Source organism: Bacillus sp. LJBS06, from assembly GCF_016924995.1.
GTDB lineage: Bacteria > Bacillota > Bacilli > Bacillales > Bacillaceae > Bacillus > Bacillus stercoris.
The window spans coordinates 3,844,491-3,861,006 of record NZ_CP070483.1 but is presented as its reverse complement, the minus strand read 5'-3'; the positions used below and the strand labels follow the sequence as shown (position 1 = coordinate 3,861,006).

The window sequence follows — 16,516 nt, the reverse complement described above, 5'->3', positions numbered from 1 at the left end:
GGTGATTGCACATGCGGGAAGAGCTAAAGGGGATATTTGCAAGTGTATTCGGAGAAAAAGAGGGGTTACGGTTTTTTTTCGCACCTGGAAGAGTGAATTTGATTGGAGAACATACAGACTATAACGGCGGGCATGTATTTCCGTGCGCGCTGACAATGGGTACATATGCTGCTGTTGCAGAAAGAAACGACGGGCTTGTCCGGATGTATTCAGATAACTTTAAAAACGCAGGCATCAAGGAGTGCAGCCTTGGCGACATTCACTATCAAAAAGAAGACGACTGGGCGAACTACCCGAAAGGCGTTATTTATGAATTCCAGCAGAGGGGCTATTCTGTTCCCCATGGCTTTGACATTGTATTTTCAGGAAATATTCCAAACGGGGCGGGGCTGTCGTCGTCCGCTTCTATTGAACTGCTGATGGGAGTCGTCCTCCAAAGCTATTTTCATCCTGAAGTAGATGCGCTTGAGCTTGTGAAAATGGCGAAGCATGCGGAAAACCACTTTATCGGCGTCAATTGCGGGATTATGGACCAATTCGCAATTGGAATGGGGAAAAAACATCATGCGATGCTGCTGAACTGCGACACGCTTGACTATGAATATAGCAAGCTCGATGTCTCTGGCCTCGCGCTGGTCATCGCGAATACGAACAAAAAAAGGACATTGGCAGACTCAAGCTATAATACGAGACGCCAAGAATGCAACGATGCATTGCTTGATCTGCAAAAAGGCCTCGATATTGCCTCGCTGGGCGACGTCACGCCTTCTGATTTCGATGCGCATTCCAGCCTGATCCAAAATGAAACGAACAGACGACGGGCAAAGCACGCTGTATACGAAAATCACCGTGCCATCAAGACAGCCCATATGTTCAAAGAAAACAATATAGATGAGATCGGGCGTTTAATGAAGGAATCCCATCTTTCATTGAAGGATGACTATGAAGTAACATGCCCTGAACTTGATGAGCTTGTGTTTGCGGCGTGGGATCACGAAGGTGTAATTGGATCAAGAATGACGGGCGCGGGCTTCGGCGGCTGCACCATCAGCATTGTAAAAGATGCGTTTGTGGATGATTTTATTCAAAAAGTTGGAGACAGATATCAAGAAAAAACAGGGCTCCAAGCGGATTTTTATGTCGCTGATATCGGAGAAGGTGCAAGAGAACTAAAGGGGGAGTGACACATGAGTATTGTAGAACATCTAGAACAGCTGCTTGAGTATGGCCTAGAACGAAAACTGATTTCAATCTGGGATCGGGAATATACGAGAAACCGTCTTTATGAAGCGCTGGGCATCACACATCCCGAGCCGGTCTCCAGCACCTCTATTAAGCAGTCACAAAGCCTTCCGGACTTACTCGCTCCCATTTATAAATGGGCTGCGGAAACCGGCCGAATGGAAGCGGATACAGATACGTACCGTGACCTGCTTAGCGCAAAGCTGATGGGCTGTTTTGTACCTGCTCCATCCGAGGTCATTCGCAAGTTTGAAGAAACAAAAGCATTATACGGTCCAAAACAGGCGACAAAGGAATTCTATCAATATTCAGAGGATGTCTATTATATACGTACTGACAGAATCGCCAAAAATGTTCATTGGACAGTACCGACCGAATATGGCGAGCTGGAAATGACCATTAACCTATCCAAGCCTGAAAAGGACCCGAAAGCGATTGCGGCTGCAAAAGAGCAGGCGCAGACAAATTATCCGATGTGTTTGCTGTGTAAAGAAAATGTCGGGTTTGAGGGAAATGTGAATCATCCAGCCCGGCAAAATCACAGAATCATTCCAGTCATCCTTCAAGACGAACAATGGTTTTTGCAATTCTCGCCATACGTCTATTATCCAGAGCATTGCATCGTCTTAAAAGGTGAACATGAACCGATGGAGATCAGCAAAAAAACATTTGAAAGGCTGATGTCATTTCTTGGGCAATATCCGCATTATTTTATCGGTTCGAACGCGGATCTCCCGATTGTCGGCGGCAGCATCCTAAGCCATGATCATTTCCAAGGCGGCGCACATGACTTTCCAATGGCACGTGCAGAAGCGGAAGACGTTTATGACTTAAATGATTATCCCGGCGTGTCGCTGGGCTTAGTGAAGTGGCCGATGTCTGTGCTCAGGCTCCGAGGAGACAAACCGGATCGTGTCGCTGAAGCTGCTGATCATATCTTCCGCACGTGGCAAACGTATTCTGATGAAAAAGCCGGCATTTCCGCCTATACAGGCGATACGCCCCATAATACAGTCACACCGATTGCGCGGCGCAGGGGAGACCTGTACGAACTCGATATCGTCCTGAGGAACAACCGGACGAATGAGGAGCATCCATTAGGAATATTTCATCCTCATCAGGAAGTCCACCATATTAAAAAAGAAAATATCGGCCTGATTGAGGTCATGGGATTGGCGATATTGCCTGGCCGCTTACAGGAGGAAATGAAAGAAACGGCAGCGGCGCTATGCTCTGCTGATCCGAAAACAGCCTTAGAACAAAATCCGCTCACGGCAAAACATAGTGAATGGGCTCTTCGAATGATGGAAAAAAGAACCATAACGAAAGAGAATGCAGATCTAGTCATAAAGGAAGAGCTGGGACATGTATTCGCTCGCATTCTTGAACACGCCGGTGTATTTAAGCAGACAACAGAGGGAAAACAGGCCTTCAGAACGTTCATCGATCAGTTGGGCGCCAAACCAGTCAAAAGCCTCAACCGCTAAGGTTGAGGCTTTTTCGATTTTTATGGCAAAACAAAACACCCAAAGCGCTGACGCCTCGGGTGCTGTTGCATTTATCCTCTTTTTCTGGTTAACAGGCTTACTAGAAAGACAACAATGGCTGCGCCGATTACCGCTGGAATAATGGCGAATCCGGCTAGGTGCGGCCCCCATGTTCCAAGCAGCCCGTGACCGATCCAGGCGCCAATAAGACCTGCGATCATAGACCCAATAATTCCTCCGGGCATATCTCCTTTTACAAAAAGGCTTCCAAGCCATCCGATAATAATAGCTACGATAAGTGAAATAAGAAAACTCATCATGCAACACATCCTATTTTTATTATTTGCTTATATCATTCCTCATTTTTGTATAAGATAAACAACTGGATGCTCTCTTTGAAAAATACGGACAATTCAGAGCATATTGGCTCTTCATTGAGCCTTTTCTTTCAATATTTGATGCGTTAAAATGGTAACCATGTGAAAAGATGCTAGACAAGGAAAAAATAATTCCTATCTAGAAAGTTTAACAAAATGAAACTTTTGATTGACCTAAGTTTTTTATTGTGGTAAACCTTAATTTGTCAGAATTAGTTCTTCATCATCTTTCTTTACTTTATATGCGGAAATAACTAGAAACTTTTCATCTTAAGCGATAGATGTGAATAAAGTTGGAGCAATTTTTGTCGATTTTATGACATTTAAGCGAAAATGGGATGAAGTTTATAAAAAAATAAAGCTAATAAGTGAACTTTTTGATAGCATAACAAAGTAGAGAAAAGATTTTGAGGAAGTATGCACTTCAGATTTATTACATCAATAGGAAGGATGGTGATCTTCTTGTTCAGAGCATTAAAACCGTTGCTTGTATTAGCGCTGTTAACTGTGGTTTTCGTCCTTGGGGGATGCAGCAATGCTTCAGTACTAGATCCGAAAGGGCCTGTAGCTGAACAGCAAAGTGATTTAATCCTGTTATCTATCGGATTTATGCTGTTTATCGTCGGGGTCGTCTTTGTTCTATTTACCATTATTTTAGTAAAATACCGCGACCGTAAAGGCAAAGATAATGGATCTTATAACCCAGAAATTCACGGTAACACGTTTTTAGAAGTAGTCTGGACAGTGATCCCAATTTTAATCGTCATTGCACTTTCTGTGCCAACAGTACAGACGATATATTCGTTAGAAAAAGCTCCTGAAGCAACAAAAGACAAAGAGCCTCTTGTTGTTTACGCTACTTCGGTAGACTGGAAATGGGTATTCAGCTACCCTGAACAGGATATTGAAACGGTCAACTACTTAAACATTCCTGTCGACCGCCCGATCTTGTTCAAAATCTCATCTGCAGATTCAATGGCTTCGCTATGGATTCCTCAGCTTGGAGGGCAAAAATATGCGATGGCCGGAATGCTGATGGATCAATACTTACAGGCTGATAAAGTGGGTACTTACGAAGGCCGCAATGCGAACTTCACAGGTGAACATTTTGCAGACCAAGAGTTTGATGTGAATGCAGTCACAGAAAAAGACTTTAACAGCTGGGTGAAAAAGACTCAGAACGAGGCTCCTAAGCTGACAAAAGAGAAGTATGATGAATTGATGCTTCCTGAAAATGTGGACGAATTAACGTTCTCTTCTACTCACCTGAAATACGTTGATCACGGACAAGACGCTGAGTACGCGATGGAGGCGCGCAAACGCCTTGGCTATCAAGCCGTTTCACCGCACTCTAAAACAGATCCGTTTGAAAACGTAAAGAAAAACGAATTTAAGAAGTCTGATGATACAGAAGAATGATATTGATCAGGAAAGGAGGAAGCCCGCATGAAAATGAAATGGGACGAATTTTTCGTAACTGGTGACCCATTAATTCTGGGCGCACAAGTTTCCATTGCGCTTTCAACCATTGCCATCATTGTTGTACTGACTTACTTCAAAAAGTGGAAATGGCTTTGGTCTGAATGGATAACTACTGTTGACCATAAAAAACTCGGAATCATGTATATTATATCTGCTGTAATTATGTTATTCCGCGGCGGTGTCGACGGTCTGATGATGCGTGCCCAGCTAGCGCTTCCGAATAACAGTTTTTTAGACTCAAACCACTATAATGAAATTTTTACAACTCACGGTACAATCATGATCATCTTCATGGCGATGCCGTTCTTAATCGGTCTTATCAACGTTGTTGTACCTCTTCAAATCGGTGCTCGCGACGTTGCGTTCCCTTACTTGAACAACCTGAGCTTCTGGACGTTCTTTGTAGGTGCGATGCTTTTCAATATTTCATTCGTAATCGGAGGTTCTCCGAACGCAGGCTGGACGAGTTATATGCCGCTTGCAAGTAACGACATGAGCCCTGGGCCGGGTGAGAACTACTATCTCCTCGGACTTCAGATTGCCGGTATCGGTACCCTGATGACAGGGATCAACTTTATGGTAACAATCTTAAAAATGAGAACAAAAGGCATGACATTAATGCGTATGCCAATGTTCACATGGACAACACTGATCACAATGGTTATTATCGTGTTTGCGTTCCCTGTACTTACAGTAGCATTAGCACTTTTATCATTTGATCGTTTGTTCGGTGCTCACTTTTTCACATTGGAAGCAGGCGGTATGCCGATGCTTTGGGCTAACTTGTTCTGGATTTGGGGACATCCTGAAGTATATATCGTTATTCTTCCGGCATTTGGTATTTTCTCAGAAATCATCTCAAACTTTGCAAGAAAACAATTGTTTGGTTACAAAGCGATGGTTGGTTCTATTATCGCCATCTCTGTATTGAGTTTCTTAGTTTGGACTCACCACTTCTTCACAATGGGGAACAGTGCGTCCGTTAACTCATTCTTCTCAATTACGACAATGGCAATCTCAATCCCAACCGGGGTTAAAATCTTTAACTGGCTCTTTACGATGTATAAAGGCCGAATCAGCTTTACAACACCTATGCTGTGGGCGCTTGCGTTCATTCCTAACTTCGTTATCGGCGGGGTTACAGGGGTTATGCTTGCGATGGCAGCAGCGGATTATCAATACCATAATACGTACTTTCTTGTATCTCACTTCCACTATGTGCTGATCGCGGGTACTGTATTTGCTTGTTTCGCCGGATTTATTTTCTGGTATCCAAAAATGTTCGGCCACAAGCTGAACGAAAGAATCGGAAAATGGTTCTTCTGGATCTTTATGATCGGTTTCAATGTATGTTTCTTCCCTCAATATTTCTTGGGGCTTCAAGGCATGCCTCGCCGTATTTACACATACGGACCAAACGATGGCTGGACAACATTGAACTTTATCTCAACTGTCGGAGCTTTCATGATGGGTGTAGGATTCTTAATCCTTTGCTATAACATCTACTACAGCTTCCGTTACTCTACTCGTGAAATCAGCGGAGATTCATGGGGTGTGGGACGTACGCTTGATTGGGCGACTTCTTCTGCGATTCCGCCGCATTACAACTTTGCGGTGCTTCCTGAAGTCAAATCTCAAGATGCATTCCTGCATATGAAAGAAGAAAAAACTGAATTATACCCTGAAAGCAAATTCAAGAAAATCCATATGCCAAGCAACTCAGGCAGACCATTCTTTATGTCTGTTGCCTTCGGTCTTGCAGGCTTTGGACTTGTCTTTGAATGGTACTGGATGGGCGTAGTCGGATTGATCGGAGTCCTGCTCTGCATGGTTCTGCGTTCATTCGAATACGACAACGGCTACTACATTAGTGTTGATGAAATAAAAGAGACGGAAAGAAAGATTTCCGAATAAGGAGGCGTGAGTTATGGAACATGCAGAACACGGCAATTCTAACGCGCCTATGGAATATCAATCTGAAACCGGCAGACTAAATATTCTCGGGTTTTGGATCTTTTTAGGGGCAGAAATTGTGTTGTTCTCAACACTATTTGCAACCTTCTTCGTTCTTAAAAACAGAACAGCTGGAGGTGTCTTGCCAGACGAACTATTTGAAGTCAATCTGGTAATGATTATGACGTTCTTGCTGCTTATCAGCAGCTTTACCTGCGGGATCGCTGTTCATGAAATGCGCCGCGGAAGTTTAAAAGGCGTCGTCATTTGGACAATTATCACTCTTCTTCTCGGTGCCGGCTTCGTCGGATGCGAGATCAGCGAGTTTGTCCATTATGTACATGAAGGAGCGGCTCTCAGTACAAGTGCGTTCTGGTCTGGATTCTTTGTTTTACTTGGAACTCACGGAACTCACGTAACAATCGGTATTTTCTGGATTACCGGAATTCTGATTCAGTTGAAGAAACGCGGCTTAACTCCGCAAACTTCATCTAAAATCTTTATCTCAAGCTTGTACTGGCACTTCTTAGATGTTGTATGGATTTTCATCTTTACAGGTGTCTATCTCATGGGATTGGGGGGTCTGTAAAATGGCAAACAAATCTGCTGAACACAGTCACTTTCCATGGAAGCACATTGTAGGTTTTGCACTGTCTATCGTTTTGACCCTGCTGGCTCTATGGGTAGCGGTGTACACTGACCTGAGCTCATCAGCAAAACTTTGGATTATCTTCGGTTTCGCCTTCATTCAGGCGGCGCTGCAGCTTCTCATGTTCATGCACATGACAGAGAGCGAAAACGGCACAATCCAAGTCGGAAACACGCTGTTCGGATTCTTTGGCGCGATCGTTATCGTACTTGGCTCCATCTGGATTTTCGCGGCTCACTATCACCATGGTGACCATATGGACGGAAATCCTCCTGGAGGCGCTAAACACTCAGAGCACTCAGGCCACAACGAATAATACAAAAACCCTCTTCGTTAGAAGAGGGTTTTTTGCTGTCTTCAGCTGCTTCGCTTTCTGCGAAGATACGGAAGACCGTAAATGATAAATGCAGCGATATGAGCGACTATGACGTTGACGGCAAACAAGATAATCATGAGAGTGTGTCCTAGTGGAGAAAGGCTTTCTGTTGCGTAAAAGAAGAAGAATACCCACATTAAGATGATTGGCGGAATAGCTGAGAGTGCGACTTTTTTGTTATCAAGCCAAATAAAGAGAGGCGTTGCGCTGGCAACCAATAAGTAAGCGAAAAACATGTCCATCATACCCGTCTCCTTTCATTTTGTGATAACGTTTACAAAAATGAAATAGAGGAACTGAGTTGTGTCTGTTTTGTGGTTGTTTTGTGAACATTCTGTTACAATTATTATACCATGTTTTCCAGAAATTGATACGTATTTTTGCAGAAATGGACTGCATCTATCGTCTTATTTTTTTTGCTTAATTTGCTAGGAGAATGTATGGGCACCGGGCTCTAATGTTTTAGTCTCTTTTGAGAACGGAACACATCATCACCTCCTTTTTTTAATGATCTCTTTCGAAATGGAGTTTTTTTCATTTGAAAAGTTTTGTGTCAATCGAAACATTTCGGTTTATCATACGTCATATGTCGTGTAGCTGAAAAGCGTCACAAGTGCGGAAAAAACTTAAAAGGAAGCGAGCTTCACGTGTCATCTTGAACGTGGTTCATGTATAATAAACATTAGTGATTTTCCGATGAAAATGTAAGGCGGGATAGAATGAGTCGATATAAGAAACAGCAAAGTCCCTTTTACCAGGGGGATTTGATTTTTATATTTGGTGTGTTTTTTATTATAAGCGTATTGGCGATTTATGCTGCCGGTCAGTTTGGGCAGTATGGAGATAATGCCTGGACGAAACAAATTATTTATTATGCTTTGGGGGCTATTGCCATTTCGGTACTGCTGTATTTCGATTTGGAGCAGCTTGAAAAATTGAGTTTATATGTATTTTTATTCGGGATTTTGCTTCTTTTGATATTGAGAGTCAGTCCTGAGTCTATTGCACCAGTGAAAAACGGTGCAAAAAGCTGGTTTCAGTTTGGTTCTGTAACGTTACAGCCCTCTGAATTTATGAAAATCGGGCTCATGATGATGGTAGCCTCAGTGATTTCAAAAGCAAGCCCTAAAAAAATCCGAACGCTCAGAGATGATGTGCATCTTTTGCTTAAGATTGCAGGTGTATCGGTAGTGCCGATCGGACTTATCCTTCTTCAGGATGCTGGTACAGCCGGGATATGTATGTTTATTGTGATTGTTATGATCTTTATGTCAGGAGTAAACTGGAAGCTGATTGCAATCATTGGTGGTTCTGGTATCTTACTTATTTCTCTTATTTTGTTAGTGATGATTAATTTTCCTGATGCTGCTAAATCAGTTGGGATTCAAGAGTATCAAATAAAGAGGGTAACATCCTGGGTTTCTGATACAAATGGAACAACTCAGGAAGATGCAAATAGCAGCTGGCAGGTTGATCAGGCTGTTATGGCTATCGGCTCAGGCGGCATTGTCGGAAATGGCGTTCACAATTTGAAGGTGTATGTACCAGAAGGACAGACCGACTTTATCTTCGCCATTTTGGGTGAAAGCTTTGGCTTTATAGGCTGTGCAATTGTTGTCATTATGTTCTTCTTCTTAATCTACAGGCTTGTGGTTCTGATAGACAAAATACATCCGTTTAACCGTTTTGCTTCCTTCTTTTGCGTTGGCTATACGGCGTTAATTGTCATCCACACATTCCAGAATATCGGAATGAACATCGGCATTATGCCTGTTACCGGAATTCCGTTGCTGTTTGTCAGCTACGGTGGAAGCTCGACACTTTCCACGTTAATTGGATTTGGGATTGTGTATAATGCGAGTGTGCAGCTGACGAAATACAGAAGTTATCTCTTTAATTCTTAAGATGAAGACAGCCTTTTCAGAGGTTGTCTTTTTTTTGTGCAGAGCATTTCACTTTTGGGAATACTTTTTTTCGGATATGATAAAAAGAGATAAGGAGGTTCTTGTGATGAATAACACAATCGAAACCATTTTGAATCATCGGTCAATCCGGTCTTTTACTGATCAGCTTTTGACAGCTGAAGAAATTGATACATTAGTGAAAAGTGCGCAGGCTGCGTCTACATCCAGTTATGTGCAGGCATATTCGATTATCGGGGTTTCTGATCCTGAGAAAAAACGTGAGCTGTCTGTGCTTGCTGGGAATCAGCCTTACGTTGAGAAGAACGGGCACTTTTTTGTATTTTGTGCGGATTTGTACCGCCATCAACAACTGGCTGAGGAAAAAGGGGAACATATTTCTGAGCTGCTCGAGAATACGGAAATGTTTATGGTTAGCTTGATTGATGCGGCGCTCGCAGCGCAAAATATGAGCATTGCGGCTGAATCTATGGGGCTTGGCATTTGTTATATCGGCGGCATTCGGAATGAGTTGGACAAGGTGACAGAGGTGCTGCAAACGCCTGACCATGTGCTCCCGCTATTCGGGCTGGCAGTAGGTCATCCAGCGAATCTATCCGGCAAAAAACCGAGACTGCCAAAGCAGGCCGTTTATCATGAGAATGCGTATAATGTGAACGCAGACGATTTCCGTCATACTATGAATACGTATGACAAAACCATTTCTGATTACTATAGAGAAAGAACAAACGGACAGCGGGAAGAAACGTGGTCCGATCAAATACTGAACTTTATGAAGCAGAAGCCGCGTACGTATTTAAATGACTACGTGAAAGAAAAGGGCTTTAATAAAAACTAAAGCTAACCTCTCCGTCTAGGAGGGGTTTTTATGTTTCACGTGTAACATATTCCGACAAATAGGGACATGCTTTCACAAATAAACGGCGAATGATGGGAGACACTGATAAGCAGTGTGAGCGGCTTTGAAGAAAAATTAGGGGATCAGTGATACGATGAGGATGAGGTGGTAGGGATGGTTTCATTAAGTATATTAGATCAATCTCCAGTATCAGAGGGCTGCAATGCAGAAATGGCCTTACAGCAAACCGTTGCGCTTGCCCAAGCTGCTGAGGACCTTGGATATAAGAGATTTTGGGTTTCTGAGCATCACTTTTCAAAACGGCTGGCAGGGTCTAGCCCTGAGGTGCTCATCAGTCATATAGCGGCGAAAACAAAGCGAATTCGCGTTGGATCAGGAGGAGTTATGCTGCCGCATTACAGTGCTTATAAAGTAGCTGAAAACTTTCGTGTTCTGGAGGGGCTGACACCGGGAAGAATTGACCTGGGGCTTGGCAGAGCACCGGGGGGAATGCCGATTGCATCATGGGCGCTGAATGACGGCGGTAAGCGCAATTCTGATCAGTATCCGCAGCAAATTAAGGAGCTGACCATGTATTTGCATGATTTGGCGGATGACAAACACCGTTTTCCGAATCTGACGGCTGCGCCGCATATTTCAACTGCTCCGGATGTATGGCTGCTAGGCTCTTCTGGAGAAAGCGCGCTGCTCGCCGCGGAATCTGGCGCTGGCTATATGTTTGCCCATTTTATCAATGGAGAAGGCGGAGAGGATACTGTCAGACAGTATAAGAGACGATTCAAACCGTCTGTGTTAGGAGATACGCCTCGAGCGGCAGTTGCTGTTTTTGTTCTTTGTGCTGACACAGAGGAGAAGGCAGAGGAGCTTGGGGCTGTCCTCGATTTTACGCTTTTGGCGGGAGAGCAGGGGATTCCTTTAGAGGGAGTTCCTTCGTATGAAGCTGTTCAGGGAAACTCGTATTCTCCCTATGAACAGAGACGAATTGCTGATAATCGAAATCGAATGATTGTTGGTACGAAAGAACAGGTTAAGGAGCAGCTACTAGCTTTGAGTAAAGCGTATGAAACAGAGGAAATCATGGTGGTGACCATTACACATCATTTTGAAGATAAGCTCCGCTCGTATCGTTTATTGCAGGAGGCGTTAGCTGACTGATCGTTAAAAAGCCCTGCCAATCGGCAGGGCTTCTTCTTATTCAACAGTGAAAGGCTCTTCGGTCAAAACCTGGCTTGATTTGCCTTTGTTCGCGGCATAGGCGAGCAAGTAATACTCTCCGGTCGGAAGCTTGGTTCCGCCATTAATCGTGCCGTCCCAGTCAAAGTACTGATAACCTTTATCTTGATTTTTATAAATGCCTGCTTGGCCTGCGAAATCAAGATTGCTGTCATAGACGAGGAACGCCAGCTCTTCCGCTCCCGCAGGAAGGTAGGTTTCAATTTGATAGGTGCCTTGTACAGACCCTTCACTGACGGAGACAGATGTGACTCTCGGATAATCGGGCTCTTTCACAATCAGCAGTGTAGGTACCTTAGCGACCGTTTTTCCGCCTTCTCTGACGATAACTGTACCTTCATAGGTGCCTGCTTTTGTTTTCTTCGTATTGACTTTTACTTTTGCAGTGGCTTTCCCGGTTTGATGTGCCGGAATCACAACACGGCTTGTCCCGGATGTGGAGATGCCGCTGCCGTTAAATGAATATTCCAGTGTGTATGACTTTCTAATGGAAGATTGATTTTCAATCGTAAACGTTTCTTTTTTCGTTTCATTTCCGTTTTCCTTCAAGAATGTGCCGTATGAATAGCTTCCAGGAGAGACGAGCGAATCGGCTTTGATCGCGTTCATAATTCTTGCGCTGCCCGCGCCTTGGGCATTATGCGGATATACTTCCCCATCGCCATCCTTTAAAGTGACGGCGGTATTCATGATGGCGGTTTTAATCTGTTCAACGCTCCATTTTGGTTTGGCTTGTTTAATGACGGCAACTGCTCCGGCGATATGAGGCGATGCCATGCTTGTTCCTTGTTTTGATCCGTAGCCGTAAGGATGCTCAGGATTGTGTGTTGGGATCGTGCTGACGATATTGACGCCTGGCGCGGAAATATCAGGCTTAATCATCCACGTATCCATAACAGGGCCGCGTGATGAGAAATCAGCCACTTGTTCACCGAGCGCTTTTGAGACCGTCAATTTGAATGTTGTTTTTGTCTCACCAGCCTTCAGGGCGCTGACGAGTTTTTCGCCATCTTCTAATGAAAGCTTAATCGTTGGGACAGACATGCCTGGCACATTGGCTTCAATTTCTCCAGAGAAGTTGTTATACACAACCATGCCGATGGCACCGGCCTTTTTAGCGTTATCCGCTTTATCCACAAATGCAATGCTGCCTCGTTTGACAACGGCGACTTTGCCTGTCAGGTCTTTTCCTTCAAAGTCCTTTGCTTCGCCGATTCCCGCTTCGACGAGCTCAACTTCTTTGTTATTGAGTGCTTTGACTTCGTCCTCCTTGTTATAGCCCATCACTTTTGCTGAAGAGTAGGAGCCGAATTTGACGGCGTATTCATTGAGCGGCAGCTGAGTCGCACCGACAGAAATCGCTTCTCTTGATGTGCCAGGCGATCCGACTGTCCAGCCGTTCGGTCCGCTGTTGCCGTTTGATGTAACAGCGACAACCCCTTCTGACATGGCCCAGTCAAGTGCTGTGCTTGTCGCCCAGTCCGGGTTGTTTAAAGAGTTTCCGAGAGACAGGTTCATCACATCTGCTCCGTCCTGTACAGCGCGTTCCACGCCCGCAATGACGTTTTCCGATGTCCCGCTTCCACCAGGGCCTAACACACGATAAGCAAGAAGTGTGGCATCAGGCGCTACACCTTTAATCGTTCCGTTTGCAGCCACAGTTCCGGCTACGTGTGTGCCGTGGTCCGTTGCACCGCCCCTTGGATCGCCGGTTGGTGTTTCTTTTGGATCGTAATCATTGTCCACAAAATCGTATCCTTTATATTGTCCAAAGTTTTTCTTCAGATCTGGGTGATTGTATTCAACCCCAGTATCGATAATCGCCACCTTGACGCCTTTTCCTGTGTAGCCTAAATCCCATGCATCGTTTGCTCCGATATAAGGCGCACTGTCATCCATTTGCGGAGATACGGCGTCTTCGGAGATCGTGACGTCTTTATCCTTCATATTGTCTGTTTTATACGTGACGTTCGGGTATACTGCCTTCACGTCTTTTACCGCGAGAAGTTTTGGAATCTCATTAGCTGGGAGTTTCATAGAGAAGCCTGAGAATACCTGCTCATATTCCCGGTTTACTTTTCCGTTTTTCACCGCTTTGATTGCTTTGTTTTTTGCTTTTGTGCGAGCGGTTTTCAGCTTGCTTTTCGATTGGCTTTCTCCAGCTTCCTTCGCTTCTGCCAAGGATTTTTCTTTTAATTCCACTATAACGGTTGTTTTTTTGCTTGTTGTCATGTCGATATCACCGAATATCTCGGCTTTTTCCAGGTCAGCCGACGTTTTTGAAGACGGCGGTGCTGCCTTGACGCCCGTAACACCTGTGGATAACGTAAAAAATAAGACGAAACTGACAAGCAGAAAGCGAATGATCCCCTTTTTCAATGTGTTTCCCCCTTTGTATTTAGAAAAAATGTGAAAGATCTAGTATATATTTCTTGAAAATTCAAAAAAATCCTTGTGTCATTTGGACCATTTATTGGATTTTGTTTGTGTATAAGGAAGGAGTTATACACAGAACCCTGTGCATAAGTGAATAAACCTGTGTATATATATAGTTGGGAATAAATGTTCGTATACAAAATATAGATAGAGTTTGTGGACATGTGGATATCTCTTGTGATTAAGTTGTTCTTATCTTTGGGATAACTTGTGTATAAAGTTTTCAAAGCCGTTCTCCAATTTTCATTTCAATTCTTTCAGCTTTCAACAAAACTTCTAAAAACTAGTTGGTTTTTTCACTCATATTGTGACAAAGAATTCTCTTTCCACGGTCTATTATAGAGTCATGAGTTTTGCTAGAGCTGCTAGTTTGCGAGAAAAGAAATCGGCCGTCTTTTCCTGCGGGCTGCGGCTGAGAAAACGGGCTGCTAAAAAAGGCTGCCTGCCAAAAAGAAGCGGAGGGATGTTTTTCTATGAAACGTTTGCTTGTATCTTTACGGGTGTGGATGGTCTTTTTGATGAACTGGGTGACGCCGGACAGAAAAACTGCGGCTGCCGCGGTCTACTCGGCTCAGCGTACATACCAAAGAAAGGCGGCGGTGCAAGCCGCGGGACTTGTTTCGTTTTATGAATGGCGGATGGCTGTGAATGAGGAAGAAAAACAGAAAGCGAAAGCCGCCGCGCTTTATAAAAGAAGGTGTTTGCAAGCCTTCAAGGAATCGCCAAAGCAGGAGAGAGCGGGCCCGCATCTTTACATGGCGGTCAAAAGGAGGTAAAATCCCAGTCAAAAGCAAATTGGCGGGAGAGATAACCTCTTGAAAATCTATAAAGTATTAAACAACAATGCGGCTTTAATAAAAGAGGATGATCAGGAAAAAATCGTGATGGGACCTGGAATCGCTTTTCAAAAAAAGAAAAATGATCTCATCCCTATGAATAAAGTGGAAAAAATCTTTGTTGTGCGCGACGAGAATGAAAAATTCAAACAAATCCTGCAAACACTGCCGGAGGAGCATATAGAGATAGCTGAGGATATCATCAGCTATGCGGAAGGGGAGCTCGCGGCGCCGCTGAGCGACCACATTCATATCGCGCTTTCTGACCATTTATCCTTTGCGATCGAAAGGGTTCAAAATGGGCTGCTTGTGCAGAATAAATTGCTGCATGAGATAAAAGCGCTCTATAAAAAAGAATACGAGATCGGCCTGTGGGCGATCGGACATGTAAAAGAGACATTAGGCGTGTCTCTGCCTGAAGATGAAGCGGGTTATATTGCCCTTCACATCCATACGGCCAAGATGGATGCGGAGAGCATGTATTCAGCGCTGAAGCATACGACCATGATCAAAGAAATGATAGAGAAAATAGAACAATACTTTAATCGAAAGGTGGATGAAAACAGCATTTCCTATCAACGCCTTGTCACGCATTTGCGATACGCGGTCAGCCGGTTGGAATCAAATGAAGCGCTCCATCATATGGACGAGGAGATGCTTTATTTCATCCAAAAAAAGTATTCATTTGCCTATCAATGTGCGCTGGAGCTGGCGGAGTTTTTGAAAAATGAATATCAATTACATTTGCCGGAATCCGAGGCCGGCTATATCACGCTGCATGTCCAGCGTCTTCAAGATCTCTCGGAATAACCGCTTTGACTTGCAGGGAGTGATCTCTGGAAGTTTTTTTATTGATCAGGATTGAGTGTGTAGTACATCCAGCCCATCATGACCATTCCAGCGGTCAGATTCCCGAGCGTAACGGGAATTAAGTTTCTGACTGCTCCCATCAGTGTCACTGTATCAGGGTGCTCGACCAAAAGTGAGATGGCGAATGTGCACATATTGGCAATGCTGTGTTCAAAGCCGGAAATAAAGAAGCAGAAAACGAAAAGCATCATGGTAAAGAGCTTTGCGCCTTCCCCTTTGAGAGCCATTGGAATGAAAAAGGCGAGGCACACAAGCCAATTGCACAGAAATCCTCTGAAAAACAGCTCGGAAGCCGGCGGCTCCATTTTGTGTTCTGCCAGATGAATCAAAAAGGAATGTACGGAAGACTCCTCAAAAAGCCCTGTCGCACTGATCAGGATGGCAAACAAAATGGCGCCGATTAAATTGCTGGCATAGCTTGATATCCACAAGTACAGGGTATCGCGCCAGCGGAGTTTTTTTCGGAGCGCGGTATAGGTGAAATAAAAGGTATTGCCGGTAAATAAATCTCCGCCTCCGTAAGCGATCAGCACAATAGCGGCCCCGAAAGTGACAGCGGCTGCCGGAAAGGCAAATGGAGAATCAGCCATATAGAAATAACTGCCGGTTTTACTTGCGGCTGTAATGCCAAAACCAATAAACATACTGGCCAAAATGGACCGAAGCACATAACGGATTTTGCTTGAAGCGAATATGTTTTGTTTTTTCAAAGCGTACTGTTCAACCTTTTGCAATGCTTGAGTTTCCATGGTCTTTTCCTGCTTTCTATCATGATTGAGTATAGTATAGCATGA

Annotated in this window: 15 protein-coding genes; 11 read left to right on the top strand and 4 right to left on the bottom strand. The window is 44.1% G+C overall.

The window, feature by feature from the left end; translation table 11 throughout:
* Positions 1 to 11: 11 nt before the first annotated feature.
* Both JQX68_RS19585 and galT read left to right on the top strand, forming a co-directional pair.
* Positions 12 to 1,184, top strand: coding sequence for a galactokinase (locus JQX68_RS19585; protein ID WP_147772688.1), 1,173 nt, complete (start codon positions 12 to 14; stop codon positions 1,182 to 1,184).
* A 3-nt stretch (positions 1,185 to 1,187) separates the two neighbouring features.
* Entirely contained in the window at positions 1,188 to 2,729 is a 1,542-nt protein-coding gene (galT, locus tag JQX68_RS19580) for a UDP-glucose--hexose-1-phosphate uridylyltransferase (RefSeq protein ID WP_147772687.1), read from the top strand.
* Between the two features lie 71 nt (positions 2,730 to 2,800).
* Here the strand turns inward: galT and JQX68_RS19575 are convergent, their stop codons facing one another.
* A complete protein-coding gene (locus JQX68_RS19575; RefSeq protein WP_009968363.1) occupies positions 2,801 to 3,046 on the bottom strand; it encodes a GlsB/YeaQ/YmgE family stress response membrane protein in 246 nt (81 codons plus the stop codon).
* A gap of 513 nt (positions 3,047 to 3,559) precedes the next feature.
* On the opposite strand from JQX68_RS19575, the gene qoxA reads away from it, so the two are divergent.
* Genes qoxA through qoxD form a run of 4 tightly spaced genes read left to right on the top strand, consistent with a single transcriptional unit; the run spans position 3,560 to position 7,506 of the window.
* Positions 3,560 to 4,525 (top strand): cytochrome aa3 quinol oxidase subunit II, encoded by a 966-nt coding sequence (qoxA, locus tag JQX68_RS19570; protein WP_010886637.1) that lies wholly within the window; start codon positions 3,560 to 3,562, stop codon positions 4,523 to 4,525.
* A gap of 27 nt (positions 4,526 to 4,552) precedes the next feature.
* Entirely contained in the window at positions 4,553 to 6,502 is a 1,950-nt protein-coding gene (gene qoxB / locus JQX68_RS19565) for a cytochrome aa3 quinol oxidase subunit I (protein ID WP_205440397.1), read from the top strand.
* Between the two features lie 13 nt (positions 6,503 to 6,515).
* On the top strand, positions 6,516 to 7,130 hold the full coding sequence (qoxC, locus tag JQX68_RS19560) for a cytochrome aa3 quinol oxidase subunit III (RefSeq protein ID WP_069150551.1): 615 nt from the start codon (positions 6,516 to 6,518) through the stop codon (positions 7,128 to 7,130).
* Between the two features lies 1 nt (position 7,131).
* On the top strand, positions 7,132 to 7,506 hold the full coding sequence (gene qoxD, locus JQX68_RS19555; RefSeq protein ID WP_014665842.1) for a cytochrome aa3 quinol oxidase subunit IV: 375 nt from the start codon (positions 7,132 to 7,134) through the stop codon (positions 7,504 to 7,506).
* 41 nt (positions 7,507 to 7,547) lie between these two features.
* Here the strand turns inward: qoxD and ywcE are convergent, their stop codons facing one another.
* Positions 7,548 to 7,811, bottom strand: coding sequence for a spore morphogenesis/germination protein YwcE (ywcE, locus tag JQX68_RS19550; protein ID WP_003227411.1), 264 nt, complete (start codon positions 7,809 to 7,811; stop codon positions 7,548 to 7,550).
* A gap of 474 nt (positions 7,812 to 8,285) precedes the next feature.
* On the opposite strand from ywcE, the gene JQX68_RS19545 reads away from it, so the two are divergent.
* The 3 genes from JQX68_RS19545 (at position 8,286) to JQX68_RS19535 (ending at position 11,502) form a co-directional block, all read left to right on the top strand.
* Positions 8,286 to 9,470: an FtsW/RodA/SpoVE family cell cycle protein gene (locus JQX68_RS19545; protein ID WP_040081457.1), complete on the top strand. Its 1,185-nt coding sequence runs from the start codon at positions 8,286 to 8,288 to the stop codon at positions 9,468 to 9,470.
* 106 nt (positions 9,471 to 9,576) lie between these two features.
* Positions 9,577 to 10,326, top strand: a complete 750-nt coding sequence (gene nfsA / locus JQX68_RS19540; protein WP_014665840.1) for an oxygen-insensitive NADPH nitroreductase — start codon at positions 9,577 to 9,579, stop codon at positions 10,324 to 10,326.
* 174 nt (positions 10,327 to 10,500) lie between these two features.
* A complete protein-coding gene (locus tag JQX68_RS19535; RefSeq protein WP_147772684.1) occupies positions 10,501 to 11,502 on the top strand; it encodes an LLM class flavin-dependent oxidoreductase in 1,002 nt (333 codons plus the stop codon).
* Between the two features lie 36 nt (positions 11,503 to 11,538).
* Here JQX68_RS19535 and vpr read toward each other — a convergent pair whose 3' ends face one another.
* Entirely contained in the window at positions 11,539 to 13,959 is a 2,421-nt protein-coding gene (vpr, locus tag JQX68_RS19530; RefSeq protein ID WP_205440396.1) for a serine protease Vpr, read from the bottom strand.
* A gap of 530 nt (positions 13,960 to 14,489) precedes the next feature.
* Here vpr and JQX68_RS19525 point away from each other — a divergent pair.
* Entirely contained in the window at positions 14,490 to 14,792 is a 303-nt protein-coding gene (locus JQX68_RS19525) for a hypothetical protein (protein ID WP_003222155.1), read from the top strand.
* Positions 14,793 to 14,831: 39 nt separating this feature from the next.
* A complete protein-coding gene (sacT, locus tag JQX68_RS19520) occupies positions 14,832 to 15,662 on the top strand; it encodes a sac operon transcriptional antiterminator SacT (protein ID WP_069838463.1) in 831 nt (276 codons plus the stop codon).
* A gap of 38 nt (positions 15,663 to 15,700) precedes the next feature.
* Here the strand turns inward: sacT and JQX68_RS19515 are convergent, their stop codons facing one another.
* Positions 15,701 to 16,471 (bottom strand): formate/nitrite transporter family protein, encoded by a 771-nt coding sequence (locus JQX68_RS19515; protein ID WP_147772682.1) that lies wholly within the window; start codon positions 16,469 to 16,471, stop codon positions 15,701 to 15,703.
* Positions 16,472 to 16,516 lie beyond the last annotated feature (45 nt).

What these genes read in the sequence shown, in the direction of transcription:
- JQX68_RS19585 (WP_147772688.1), top strand. Translation starts at nt 12, where the DNA reads ATGCGGGAAGAGCTAAAGGGGATATTTGCAAGTGTATTCGGAGAAAAA.
- galT (WP_147772687.1), top strand. Translation starts at nt 1,188, where the DNA reads ATGAGTATTGTAGAACATCTAGAACAGCTGCTTGAGTATGGCCTAGAA.
- JQX68_RS19575 (WP_009968363.1), bottom strand. Translation starts at nt 3,046, where the DNA reads ATGAGTTTTCTTATTTCACTTATCGTAGCTATTATTATCGGATGGCTT.
- qoxB (WP_205440397.1), top strand. Translation starts at nt 4,553, where the DNA reads ATGAAAATGAAATGGGACGAATTTTTCGTAACTGGTGACCCATTAATT.
- qoxC (WP_069150551.1), top strand. Translation starts at nt 6,516, where the DNA reads ATGGAACATGCAGAACACGGCAATTCTAACGCGCCTATGGAATATCAA.
- qoxD (WP_014665842.1), top strand. Translation starts at nt 7,132, where the DNA reads ATGGCAAACAAATCTGCTGAACACAGTCACTTTCCATGGAAGCACATT.
- ywcE (WP_003227411.1), bottom strand. Translation starts at nt 7,811, where the DNA reads ATGATGGACATGTTTTTCGCTTACTTATTGGTTGCCAGCGCAACGCCT.
- JQX68_RS19545 (WP_040081457.1), top strand. Translation starts at nt 8,286, where the DNA reads ATGAGTCGATATAAGAAACAGCAAAGTCCCTTTTACCAGGGGGATTTG.
- nfsA (WP_014665840.1), top strand. Translation starts at nt 9,577, where the DNA reads ATGAATAACACAATCGAAACCATTTTGAATCATCGGTCAATCCGGTCT.
- JQX68_RS19535 (WP_147772684.1), top strand. Translation starts at nt 10,501, where the DNA reads ATGGTTTCATTAAGTATATTAGATCAATCTCCAGTATCAGAGGGCTGC.
- JQX68_RS19525 (WP_003222155.1), top strand. Translation starts at nt 14,490, where the DNA reads ATGAAACGTTTGCTTGTATCTTTACGGGTGTGGATGGTCTTTTTGATG.
- JQX68_RS19515 (WP_147772682.1), bottom strand. Translation starts at nt 16,471, where the DNA reads ATGGAAACTCAAGCATTGCAAAAGGTTGAACAGTACGCTTTGAAAAAA.